12 protein-coding genes and 3 pseudogenes are annotated in these 11,999 nt (G+C 37.6%); all 15 read right to left on the minus strand.

Features of this window, described 5'->3' with window-relative positions:
• A pseudogene (locus AC1DJR_RS06355) lies at positions 1-1,008 on the minus strand (hypothetical protein); the annotation flags it as partial.
• 14 nt (positions 1,009-1,022) lie between these two features.
• Positions 1,023-2,375 (minus strand): hypothetical protein, encoded by a 1,353-nt coding sequence (locus AC1DJR_RS06360; RefSeq protein WP_477002238.1) that lies wholly within the window; start codon positions 2,373-2,375, stop codon positions 1,023-1,025.
• Between the two features lie 13 nt (positions 2,376-2,388).
• Positions 2,389-2,766, minus strand: coding sequence for a hypothetical protein (locus tag AC1DJR_RS06365; protein ID WP_002167168.1), 378 nt, complete (start codon positions 2,764-2,766; stop codon positions 2,389-2,391).
• A 12-nt stretch (positions 2,767-2,778) separates the two neighbouring features.
• A complete protein-coding gene (locus AC1DJR_RS06370) occupies positions 2,779-3,153 on the minus strand; it encodes a Low copy number virion structural protein (protein WP_085313700.1) in 375 nt (124 codons plus the stop codon).
• A 44-nt stretch (positions 3,154-3,197) separates the two neighbouring features.
• The gene (locus AC1DJR_RS06375; protein WP_000605844.1) at positions 3,198-3,581 is read right to left on the minus strand and encodes a hypothetical protein; all 384 of its coding nucleotides are present in this window, start codon (positions 3,579-3,581) and stop codon (positions 3,198-3,200) included.
• Between the two features lie 10 nt (positions 3,582-3,591).
• The gene (locus tag AC1DJR_RS06380) at positions 3,592-5,139 is read right to left on the minus strand and encodes a hypothetical protein (RefSeq protein ID WP_477002239.1); all 1,548 of its coding nucleotides are present in this window, start codon (positions 5,137-5,139) and stop codon (positions 3,592-3,594) included.
• A complete protein-coding gene (locus AC1DJR_RS06385) occupies positions 5,136-5,819 on the minus strand; it encodes a hypothetical protein (RefSeq protein WP_147740340.1) in 684 nt (227 codons plus the stop codon). Before AC1DJR_RS06385 ends, AC1DJR_RS06380 begins: the two co-directional genes overlap by 4 nt.
• Complete coding sequence (locus tag AC1DJR_RS06390; protein WP_321537518.1) at positions 5,816-7,909, minus strand: hypothetical protein; 2,094 nt, start codon at positions 7,907-7,909, stop codon at positions 5,816-5,818. Before AC1DJR_RS06390 ends, AC1DJR_RS06385 begins: the two co-directional genes overlap by 4 nt.
• 244 nt (positions 7,910-8,153) lie before the next feature.
• A pseudogene (locus AC1DJR_RS06395) lies at positions 8,154-9,086 on the minus strand (phage tail tape measure protein); the annotation flags it as partial.
• Between the two features lie 34 nt (positions 9,087-9,120).
• Positions 9,121-9,543 carry a hypothetical protein gene (locus AC1DJR_RS06400; RefSeq protein WP_002136003.1) on the minus strand — a complete coding sequence of 141 codons (423 nt, stop codon included), beginning with the start codon at positions 9,541-9,543 and terminating at the stop codon, positions 9,121-9,123.
• Positions 9,507-10,025, minus strand: a complete 519-nt coding sequence (locus AC1DJR_RS06405) for a hypothetical protein (protein ID WP_002136002.1) — start codon at positions 10,023-10,025, stop codon at positions 9,507-9,509. The genes AC1DJR_RS06400 and AC1DJR_RS06405 overlap by 37 nt, the downstream gene beginning before the upstream one ends.
• A gap of 57 nt (positions 10,026-10,082) precedes the next feature.
• Positions 10,083-10,685: a hypothetical protein gene (locus AC1DJR_RS06410; RefSeq protein WP_002136000.1), complete on the minus strand. Its 603-nt coding sequence runs from the start codon at positions 10,683-10,685 to the stop codon at positions 10,083-10,085.
• 12 nt (positions 10,686-10,697) lie between these two features.
• Positions 10,698-11,120 (minus strand): hypothetical protein, encoded by a 423-nt coding sequence (locus tag AC1DJR_RS06415; protein WP_215552418.1) that lies wholly within the window; start codon positions 11,118-11,120, stop codon positions 10,698-10,700.
• A gap of 4 nt (positions 11,121-11,124) precedes the next feature.
• Positions 11,125-11,535, minus strand: coding sequence for an HK97-gp10 family putative phage morphogenesis protein (locus AC1DJR_RS06420; protein WP_085313693.1), 411 nt, complete (start codon positions 11,533-11,535; stop codon positions 11,125-11,127).
• 163 nt (positions 11,536-11,698) lie between these two features.
• Positions 11,699-11,999 (minus strand): annotated as a pseudogene (locus AC1DJR_RS06425) (hypothetical protein); the annotation flags it as partial.

Genomic DNA, 11,999 nt, shown 5'->3' on the forward strand with positions numbered 1-11,999 from the left:
GAATAAGGCACGAACCGGATTAGGTGTTGGATCTACACGCATAAACATAACCATGCGGTCTTTATTTGCATTTCCATACAGATAAACAACAGAGTCACGATTCAATTCTTTAGAGAAACGCTGCTCTGGTGTAAAACTAATCGATGTATAAGGGGATGGATTTACAAAGTTAATTGTCGAATATACTTCCCCCATAATGCTCTCCATCTTTTGTACATCAAAGCTTGTTTTTGCGGTTAATGCATCCAGTGTCCCGTCTTCTTTTGGTAATAAGAAATATATACCGCTAATCTTAATTGTTGTATCTGCTGCAGGTGCAGTTTTAAATACAATTTCTTTTTCTGTGAAAGAATACTCACTAGGGTCAACAATAATATTATTCTTGTAAACTACGGTTCTGCTTTCATCGAAGTTAGGGAATGGGAATGCAAAGTTCTTTTTCGTTCCATCGCCTTTTCCTAATTCACCTAATTTATCACCGGAAAGGATCTCTTTTTCGATGAAATATCGATTGAAAGTGAATAGCAGCATATCATTATTCGGTTCATATGTGTTGGTAGCTAATCTGTATTCGCACGTTACTTTATCGCCTTTCGCAATAGCAGTAGTGAATGTTACTTTACCAGTAGTTGCATCTACCTTATATTTACTCTTTTCTTGCTCAAACCCATTTACATATACAATTACAGAAGGGCCAAGAACAGGGAAAACAGGAATGGAGAAGTCTTTCTTCACTCCATCACCCATCCCTAATTTACCAAGTGGAGAATCTGCAGAAATAAACCGGCTATCAGTGAAATCAGAATCAGCAGTATCATACGCATTTGCAATACCGAATCTTCTACGTTCTCCATCACTTCCTAACGATTCAAACAACCTTACATCGATAAATTTTGAAATACCGCTCTTGATTTGGAAAAATAGCGTTCGTTTCCAACCGTTATCAGCAAATAGTTTCTCTAATTCTTGCGGTAATGTTTGTAGATATACGACTTTATCAAACCACATATATGTACACTCCTTTATACTGTTTTCTCGAAAATACCTAATCCAGCAGGACGATACGCTGTAGCAGGTCTTTTTGTAATTGGTGAAATAGCATCTACATTAAAGAATTTGTAAATGTCGTGTGAATCCGGACAAGTATTCTTTCTAACTTTTAATCTATCGCCATTTAATAGACCTAGCGGAGACAATAGGATCATATAAGGTAAATATCCACGCACACCTTCATCTGGATGAACGATATAAGCGCGAGAAGTATGTACTTTATTGCTGTAAACAGACGGGTTAAATTGATATTTGTATTCGTCATTGTCCTGCGATTGCCATGATAGTGAGTATTGGCCACCGTCTTTCCCTACACGATCTGGCGGCATTGCGTTAGGCGCTACATTCCAAGCAATATAATGAGCCTGGTACCTCGCTCCCAATCGTGAACGTTTAATAATTACGTTATCGATGCCGTTACCTGGAGAACGCGGATATGACTTCATAACAGGCATATAGGACTCTACATTTCTATATGGTTTCGGGTCGTTAAAATCGAATTTATGTGATGCATCCTCATTGCCTGTATCGAATGCGGTTCCTGCCCACAATGCATCACCTAATGTATCATCATTTGCGTAACTCTCTAATTGCCCCATGTAAAGCGGTGTAACTGGAACTACATTATTTTCAAAAGCTGGTGTATTATCTGCTTGGATTAATAAGACGACGCGACTTTCATCAACTTGGCCATTAATTCGAACCAATGAATCTGGCCACCAATTTGTTTTCGCATCGATACCTTGCAAGTTTGTATTTCTTAACGTTACTTTCACCCAAGGAGACATCATGACTTGTGTTTCTGCTTCATCGTAAGAGTAAACTTTGTAAGAAGTTCCACCGATACCTGGACTTACTTTTGTAGTAACTGTTATCTTAGTTAATTCAACATMTAATAATGTTTTCTCAAATTTAATAGATTCATAAGGGAGAACAAGAACACCCTCATCAGCAACACTTGGCTCTTTTTCAATCATATATACATAAAAACAAGAACGATCTCTGCCGCTTTCCAAACGTTTCTTACCGTCTTCAGCAAAAGCTTTCTTGCCTTCTTCATTTGTAAAGTTGTATTTTATCTCTGTCTTTTTAAGTGACCATTTTGAAATTTGAGCAATTCCATAAATAGAACCGCTATTGTTCTTTACTAGCATGTGCTTACTCATGCCGAATTCAAACTTTGTATCATCGTCAGATTTCTGATCCATATCTGGATAAACTGCTCTGAAAAACGATTTTACTTTCTTCCATCCGTTAGCGATTACCAATTTAACAATTTCGTCTTGGAATTCGCCTTCTGTATACATTTTTTCAACGTATGCCATCTATTTCACGCTCCTAATCTCTTAATAGTTGGTAATTAAGCCATATAGCTTTTTTCTCTGCAGATGCATTGTGGTATTCGAACTTTAGCTCTGCATTAGCAGGTATTGGTTTTACAACGGAGAAATTAAATCCCTCCGGCACATCTTTTACATAAACCTCTTTAAATACTTGTTGGCCATTAATAAATAAATTCCAATAGTCCGTATCACTGTAATGTGAAGCAGCAACAGAAAAAGCAATCATTTCCGTTTCGAATGGTAATGAAAATTTATCTACATGAAGCTCATCATGAATTCCAACTCTTCGCCCTTGTATAAATGGCTCTGTTTTTGTTGGAAAGTAAGGTGCGTCAAATCTTCCACCAGCCATGTATGTAACTGCAAAACTCATGAGTACGCCCCCTTATCTTAAAAAGTGCAATTCAAACCATACCGTTTTATCAAGAATCCCTTGGTTATGGAATCGAAATACAATTGTGTCTCCTGCTTTTACTGCTTTATAAACCATAAAATGCATACCTTCCGGAAGACGCTTTGTATAAATATCTTGGCAAATAGTTTGCCCGTTCACGATTAAATCCCATTTATCATCTAATTCATAGATAGAGGAACTAACGCTAATTGCGTAAATCTCCATATCTGCAGGTAATGTATATTTCTTTTCATCCGTTTTAAATGATGTAGAATCCATAATGAAACCAGGTATAAAAGGTTCTGCTTTGGTCGGATGAAAAGGTGGATCTAATCGCCCACCGGCTAAATAAGTTGTTTCAAACAAGAGCAATCACCCTTTTTCTTGTATTAAAAAATTCCCGTGCATCATTACGACACATCGGGAATTGGTAAATCAGATAGTATGCCGTTACCTTTATTAAGAAGTCGCGGCTGCACACGCTCTAATTGTTTTTGTGCATTATATATTAATTGTATCTCCATCTCTTTTCCGGTTACTTTATGGGAGACAAGAACCTTTTCTAGCATACCGTGCGCATTAAAAGCTAAATCATAATGCAGATATTTATCACCATCGACTGCAGATAGACGAGCACCGTCACGAATAAGCGTATATCCTTCGGTCATACCTTCTTTAAATACGTCATTTGGGTCATTCCCAGGCATTGGTTTACCACCGGTATATATTTGCCTATCAATTAATCCTTTCATCAAATACATAATAGGATCATATAAGTTTTTTTGCATTATCATAGAATCACCCCTAGTTCACCCTCGTAACAGACCACGTTTTGGCTGGTCGTTGGATATAATAGTGATTTGCATCTTGATTTACCCGAGGAAATGATAAATCTGGTAAAGAACCATAATCAAATAAGATATTATTCTGCGTATCTAGTACTTGTAAACGTCCTGTAAGAATCCCTTTAGGGTTCCGAACTGCTTCGAATACGATAATATTCACGCCATACTCAAGTGGAATATCAACATATGTTGGATTGTTCCGGATGAAATAATTTTCTTCAACTAACTTATCATTACAATAAATATTTAATAAGTCGCCATCTTCTAAATCCCAATCCCAAAGTTTTAATCGTAGCGTATCAATGTTTACTGTAATACCAGTTATATCTGTATATGGAGCAGGTTCATACCCATAGTTAACTGTTAAATCTAAAGTTTGATAGAATCCATCGTCTGCAGATACCATTGTATTAATACCTTTAACAAAGTAATTCCACTGTTGGCCAGAATCTCTATTGAAAACAGAAACTACATCAAATAATTGAATCCGTGGATCCCCAACGACTGCAACTGTTAATGTTCTGAACTTCTGAATTGCTTTTAAATGATAAGCTGCAGCAACTGCTCTTCTTGCAAAGAATGTTGTGGCCCATGGAACTTCTATCATTTCCTCTCGTAAATCACCCTGTGATACATTTTTTAATAGAAACGAATTAAGAAATCCATTTGCGTAATCTCCGCATTTAACAACAATGCTATTACTTATATCCTGGTCCGTTAGCTGCATATCTAATGAAATAAGGTTCTCGCCTTCTCTAAAGCTAAACTTTGCAGGTTCGTTAATTGCATAGTCTGGCATTTTCATAAACGTACAACTGCCATCTGGTTCGTGTTTAATGTAATGGAATGTTGTATCTATAATGTCGCGAACAATCTCATCCCATTTTTGAAATCTCTTTCCTGTTGCTCCTTCAACAATCCAACTTTGATTGGTACCAGGAATATTTACTCCGCTGCCGTGCAGTGTAACTCCTGCCTTTTCAAAGAAAAACTTCACCACATCATAAACATTGCCGGTTGGTGCAACAATTTCATCAGATCCTGGTGTAGGAATTACTGATTTATGCAGAACCTTTTTATATGATGTTGTGCAGGTTACTGAAATGGTGCCACTCTCGGCATTTACTTTTACATCAGATACAAAACCATGTATATATGGTAAAGCTTCATCACCATAGCCAATAGACACTTTAAATTCAGTCTGTGGATATAGCTGGTTTGTATTTGTTACCTCACTGTTATAGAACCATTCTTGAATAGAAGAAAACTTACCATACCAGTTATCCGGAGCCATTTCCCCATATTCATTTGCGAAGGTAATAGTAAATGTACTAGCAAACTGGTCTGCATTCTCCTGCACTTCTAAGCCGGTTACACGGTGTTGTACTTGTACATAAGAAGAAGAAGAGTCCCTTTTTTTCATATAAACAATTAAATTAGGCGAGTTATTCCCAACTTGGAAATAGCTCCCCAACATTCTAATTAAAGAAATAGATCCTTCTCTCATATTCCATCAACTCCAATACCTGCTTGTGACATAGATGTTAATTTACATTTTGCTATTACTAGCGTTCCTTTTCGTATTGCATCTACTTCATTCGGTGGAATAATACCCCCGTACGTACCATAATCGCCGGTGATAATATGAGGACGATATATTTCTCTCATGAAATCACGCCAGTGACTGATATCGTTGAATAAAACAGTAAATTCTACTTCGCAACCTTTATTTCCAGCACTTTGGAAGCGCGGATATCCATGCATAACATTATAATTTTTTAAGCCGTCTAGTGATTTCGGCAATTTTGTTTGTTCAATCTTTTCGATATTAGGTACATGTCCAAATGCATAATAATGAACATCTCGTATATACGCTACATCAGAAGAACCATAACCACTTGTTGTAAATTCAATTGTCTGTGGCCCTGCACCAACAAAGATTTCCCTGGCTTCCCAGTCATAAGCACCTCTTGCTCTAAATCTCTCAATACCATTTACCCGAACAATAAAATATTTATCTGGTAACATGCCATCAGAGCCAATAGGAACTTGGGACATAAATGAAAAGTTATATGTCCCTGGCCATGAGAAATTAATGGTATATTGAATTGTGTTTTTTAACTTTGTTGCATCCCCTAAGAGATGGTATGAGCCAGCTCTTCTATGCAATGTTTTTAATATACTCATACATTTCGCACCGCCATTCCCATTAGATCATCAGCAACTACGTTTTGTAGCAGCTTTCTCATTTTCACAAAGTCTTCTGCATTTTGTAGTTTTTCAACAGCAACTTTGAAAGTAGCATTTTGAATCGTAACACCTTTATCTGTTTTCTTCTCAACGTGGGTTTGTCCAGCAAATGGATGTGCAGTCTTACCAATCAAATCAGCGGAACGTGCTCCCATTTGTCCAATTTGAGTAGATACATCGGTTACTAGTTTCATTGGTTTAGGTGGAACAACGGCTTTATTTAGTAATTCAGAAGCTCTATCTACTGCAGGAATCATTTTTTCCATCCCTACACCCAGACCTTCTGTAATAAATCCACCAAATTCCATCATTAGGCGTGAAGGACTTCGAATACCAAAGAACTTTTTAACAGCTTTGGGAATTCCACTGACTACGCCTTTTGCTTTATCAGCTACCCAGCCACCCATCGCAGCCATACCTTCACCAATACCAGCAATAATATCTTTTCCCCAGTTGACTGCATCTTTTGCTACATTTTTTACAATGTTGCCTACCTTACCAAATACATCTTTTACGATATCTACAATACCTGTAAAAGTACCGGTAATAGCTTTCTTAATCGTAGCGAAATTATTTACTATGAAATCTTTAATCGCCCCAACAACACTAAAAATCGTATTTTTAATTTTGTTGAAATTATCAACTACGAAATTAACGAAAGCTCGAACTGCTCCAATGATCGTATCCTTAATAAAATTCCAAGCCGCTTGAATGAAATTTTTAATCGCATTCATTACGGTAATGATTATATTTTTAATAAAGTTGAATGCATTTTGAACAGTGGTTTTAATGAAATTCAATACAGTAACAAATACTGTTTTTATAAAATTCCATGCTGCAGAAATAATAGTTTTAATAACATTCATCGCTGTTGAAATCACATTTTTTATGAATTCAAATGCAGCACGAACAAACGATTTCAAGAAATTAAGTACAGTGGTAAAGATTGTCTTAATGACATTCCACCCGACTCTGAAAACCGTCTGCCAAAATTTAACGTAAAATGAAATTATATTTTTAATGCCTTCTAATACGAATTTAACAACGCTTTTTATAGCATTTAAAGCAGCATTAAACAGAAATTTAATGACATTCCAACCAACTTCAAATATTTTTTTCCATGTATTGATGTGCCACTTTATTACTGCAGTGATACCTTTCCACGCACCCTCTAGGATTTTACCTAGAAATGATACGGATGCATGGAAGACTTTCTTCGTACCTTCCCAGAAGCCGGAAAAGAATTTAGACAACCCATTCCAAGCGGATTTTGCACCTTTTACGGTTGCATCCCACCCTTTAGAACAAACATCACCTATCCATTTCACGACTTGCTTTGTGTATTTAACGACATCATCCCAGTTTTTATAAATTAAATATACTAATCCAACAATAGCTAATATTGCAATAGTCCAGGGATTCATGAGTAATGTCATCGCAGCTCGTCCCAGTAAAGCAAGCGCCTTACCTATTGCGCCAAACATCCCAATAAGTTTAGGTCCTACTTTTAAAAGTCCAGCAAATGCAGTACTCCCTAAGAAAGCAACTGCTCTTCCTATCATGGCGAACATACTTATTAATCTTGGTCCGAGCTTTAATATACCTGTAAATAGCAAAGGAACCTTTGTTAATACTGGCACAAGGAATCTAAACGATCCGACAAATGCACCTACTCCACTTGTCATAAAGCCCATCATTGCAATTAATGGCCCTAATACAGCAACCATACCTAAAATTGCTACGATACCAATTTGAATTGGCTTTGGTATAGAGCTAAACGCTTTTGCAGCAACTTCTACTGCTTTAATGATTGGAGGAAGTGCCACTTCTGCAATATCTAAGATAGCTTGTCCTAACGGTTCTAATGATGCCATCGTAGTACGTATTAACTTTTGCCATCGAACACCAAAGGCTTCTTGCTGCGTCTTCTGCATTTTGCCCATCGTGCCCTCAACATCACCTAATGCACCATTTGCATCATTAAGTCCTAAGACAGCTTGAGCACCCATGTCTTCCCATTTTGTCAATTTTGTTATCGTAAAGGCTTTTTATCCTCTACTTCCGGGGATTCCTCCGCATAATAGGATGTCAATTCATCCTCGGCTCGGCATACGTTTTCACTTATTAGTGTCGCGGTCTCGTGGAGGGATTATATCTTTTCACCCTCTATGCTCTGCCCCTGGCCATACTTTGCATAGCCTTCGGTTCAAATTAGGATTCGCACCCTCTTTGCTTTATACCGCGATTTTAATTCGGCACAACTTATCATCTACCGAATACTGCGACACCTAGTTGATTGGCTTTTACTTTGTCATCCATTTTCCCTAAGTCGCCTAAAACAGCATTAAATACATCTGCAGAAGTACCTTTACCTTTGTTGAAGTTATCCCATACTTTTTGTGTTTCGGGAGACATTTCAGCAAAAGCATTAGCTACACCTTTTGAACCATCCTGTACACGAATACCGAACTCTTTTACAAGGTCGTTAATGTAATCGAGGTTATAACTGCCATCACGGGTTCCGTTTGCCATAATGGTAAACATCTCGTTAGCAGAGAAGCCAGCTTGTTTGTACAACGGCGCATATTCGGACACATTATCAAACATCTCATTCGAATAGTTCAATCCTTCTTGCCCACCAGCTGCAAATAGGTCGAATGCTTCTTTTGAAGAGATACCGAAATTTGTCATTAATTGCCCTGCACCACGGGTTACTTCATTGATATCAGAATCAAATGTTTTACCCAGTGTCATAGCGCTCTTTGTAGCTTCCTCTAATTCTTCATGAGGAACTTCCTTCATATTCTGATAAACCTTTATGAGGGATTGATCTACTTCTTCAATACTTTGCCCAAATCCATCCTTCCAGGTTTCTTTTGCGATTTTACCAAGGTTTTCAGCACCTTTTTCAGTAAGACCTAAAGAAGATTGGATGTTCCTTTGTGAAGTATCGAAATCGGATGCTACTTTAACAGCTGCTGCACCAATACCAGCTAAAGGTAATGAAACACCAGCGGTCATATTAGCGCCTGTTTCTTGCATCTTGCTACCTACATGGCTAATTGATTCCCCTGCTTTTTGGAATTTATCATGCATTCCGTTTGCAGTTTTTTGTACACGATCTTCGAATTGCTGTAAATCTTTATAAGCACCTTCTGCTTTAATACCAATCGTTCCGAACAATTGGAACATTTCAGCGAGCATTTATGCACCCCCTTCGCTGGGGTCTATTACCCTTTTATTCCTCATCGTCGTCTTCTTGGAATTGAGCCATAATCTGCTCAACGTGCGCTTCACATGCTTCTTTCGTCCATACTTCTCCCATCTCATACGATGACTCTTTGTCGTCTTGAGTATCGGTAAGTCCAAAAGCTTGAAGGTAATCGTTGAAAGTAGTACCTTCTTCAAGCTGACGAGTTTGAAAGCCAATGAACGCCATCTTCTTCCACTCATTTAGTTCTTCTTGCTGCTCTTCTTGTGCAATTAATGAAAATAAATCCATTAAACGCGAATAAGGTATGGATAAGACATATTCATCTGTCCATCCATACCGCTTCTGGATCTTATCGAAAGCACGTAACATGTTTTGTTCAGCTTCCTCTAAATATTCATCTGTATCTTCGTTTACGCTTGCATTTGAGCTGCTGCTGGTTTGCTCCATTTCTCGCTCTGAACTTTCACGAGTCCCTTGACCTGGTTGAAAAAAGTCATTAAGTCCTCACTTTCTAATAGGCCCTGTATAACAGCAACCATTGCTTCCGGAGGGAACTGTCGAAACTCTTCTGCTTTTACTTTTAATAAACTAGCAAAGAACTCTGTGAAATCATCTTCGCAAGCAGGAATCATCGTTAGAACACGGAACGCGAACTCTAATCCTTTTTGTTGCTGCCTCTCTTTAAGTGCAGCTAACTGCGCTTGTTTTTGTTCTTCTGGAAGAGCTTCTGCTACTTTAGTTAGTTCATCCATTTCTTGCTTATCCTTACCAAAATCAGCGAAGTTGGCCATTGCACTGCGTCCAACTTTTGAAATGATCTTAGCAAATCGCCAAACATCAGTTACATTTAAACGTCGCATTTCCACTTTTACACCCATGATTGTAATTTCTGTACCGTTATTCATCATTTTCTCTAAAATAGAAGCCATTCCGTTCTCTCCTTTTAGCATTTAGCTCGTTTTATGTAATAGAAAACCGACTACCATTTATACGGTAGCCGGTGCTTTTAGTGTTGTTGTTTTCTTTTTCTTCGGTAAGTAAATTTCATATGGCGGTGTAGATGGTGCAGATTCACTGTAATGACCAATAAACTTACATTTCAAGCCAACCGTTCCTTTACCATCTTTTAGATCAACCTCAATAGATGAAACTACCATCGCATTACGAATTACAAAGATAACAGGTGATTCACTTCCAGAAATCATACCGATTAATGCTATATCATGGTAACTTGAATCAGGAATATCATTAGAAGGTTTCATAATATCGTAGTCTGTTTCTGTAGTACTATCTATTGTCATACCAGGTAAAGCTAACTGCAGATTTTCTTTCGTAAATTCAACTAGTGTAAGTTCTACATGAGGTTCATCTTTTAGCAACCACTTACCGCGTACCATTTTACCTAGTACGCCATCAATATCTGCATCGTAATACTCACGGTCAAAACCTACTTTAGTGCCGCCTGTAGTCGCTCCTACAAGTTCACCTAATTCTTTTACACTCTTAAAACCTTTGTACATGACACCAGGGCCGATAACAAAATTATCAGTTGTCCCTTCACGGACACCATTAATTAATTTCCAGCTCATTTGTCCTACCCCCTAATACAAGTCCGTTCGCATGGTTCGGACAAGAAATTTCGCATTTATATGAATGATAGATGGGTCTTCATCTGGTACCGGCAGTTTACCGGCACGATGTATAGAAAGTATCCCATCATCTTTTAAACCAACTTCTCTATCTAGTAACTTCTCAATACGTGTAGCAATTAACTTTGCCTTATCATAATCCCCATTATCACAATACACATCGAAATTCAGAATCATACGATCTATAATTTCAACATCATCCGGATTATCTGCTTCAATTCTCATAACTACATAAGGCATTTCCATATCATCTTGTGCAGTTTGGAATGAAAGAGCAGGACCTTTGTCTTCACCTTCACCATATTCTGATAGATTAGCTTTTATTATTTCATCGTTCTCCACAATTGTTCTAATAGCTGCAATAGCATTAGACATACAATTACCCTCCCATCATTCTTTTAAGCTCTCTGCGCTCTTTTTCAAACGCTTTTAATAGGAATGGACGGGCTTCCATATTACTTGTACCAGCTTCAAGCCATATCGCTTTCTGCAAATCGCTTCCTACTGCACCCAATACCTCTGATTGTGACCGTTTAACATTGTATTTAATCGAATTTAACAAGTCACCGGTACGAACAGCAGGAGCTTCACCTGGTTTAGAAGCAGTATATTTACGACTCGTATGAGGTATTTTGTATTGTTTACCGCTACGGCTACCTGTGAGATTCTTCTTAACTTGATTTTGTAAATGAATAGATGCTGCTGTGACTTTTTCAACACACATAGCGTTAATATGCGTCTTTATTTGCTCCATATTGCTTGAGTACTCAATTTCTACTGAATTAGCCATATAGCATCATACCTTTTCGCAATAAATTTCAATGTGATGATTCATAAACGCAGGATTACGCGGTTCTCCTTTTACTTCAAACGTATAATCAACACCTAATTCTTCACTTTTGAAGTGAATACGATCATTAGGCTTAATCTTGTAAGAAGCGGGTGCATATATTCTTATATTCGAATTCATATAACTGATTTTCGGATAAACCATAAACAATACGCCCATTTACAGTAATAGAATCGGTCATATCTTGTTTAGAACTAACATGAGTTACTTTTGCTATAGATTCAGCAGGAAAAGAAAGCCAGGCTAGTTTACTTGTTTGGATGATTTCTTTCATTGGATTCTCCGGCTTAACTCTTAAATACTTTCTAGCAATAACTGCATAGTACTCTATTAGTTCTTGAATAACCGTCTCCGGCATTTTCTGTACATTTACGCGGTCTTTAATGTCCTGCACGGTAATATCC

It is taken from the genome of Bacillus sp. 05T31, from assembly GCF_056396725.1.

Excerpts from the sequence above, each read along its gene's own strand:
- AC1DJR_RS06365 (WP_002167168.1), bottom strand. The coding sequence starts at position 2,766 with ATGAGTTTTGCAGTTACATACATGGCTGGTGGAAGATTTGACGCACCT.
- AC1DJR_RS06385 (WP_147740340.1), bottom strand. The coding sequence starts at position 5,819 with ATGAGTATATTAAAAACATTGCATAGAAGAGCTGGCTCATACCATCTC.
- AC1DJR_RS06420 (WP_085313693.1), bottom strand. The coding sequence starts at position 11,535 with ATGGCTAATTCAGTAGAAATTGAGTACTCAAGCAATATGGAGCAAATA.
- AC1DJR_RS06410 (WP_002136000.1), bottom strand. The coding sequence starts at position 10,685 with ATGAGCTGGAAATTAATTAATGGTGTCCGTGAAGGGACAACTGATAAT.
- AC1DJR_RS06380 (WP_477002239.1), bottom strand. The coding sequence starts at position 5,139 with ATGAGAGAAGGATCTATTTCTTTAATTAGAATGTTGGGGAGCTATTTC.
- AC1DJR_RS06400 (WP_002136003.1), bottom strand. The coding sequence starts at position 9,543 with ATGGAGCAAACCAGCAGCAGCTCAAATGCAAGCGTAAACGAAGATACA.
- AC1DJR_RS06375 (WP_000605844.1), bottom strand. The coding sequence starts at position 3,581 with ATGATAATGCAAAAAAACTTATATGATCCTATTATGTATTTGATGAAA.
- AC1DJR_RS06405 (WP_002136002.1), bottom strand. The coding sequence starts at position 10,025 with ATGGCTTCTATTTTAGAGAAAATGATGAATAACGGTACAGAAATTACA.
- AC1DJR_RS06415 (WP_215552418.1), bottom strand. The coding sequence starts at position 11,120 with ATGTCTAATGCTATTGCAGCTATTAGAACAATTGTGGAGAACGATGAA.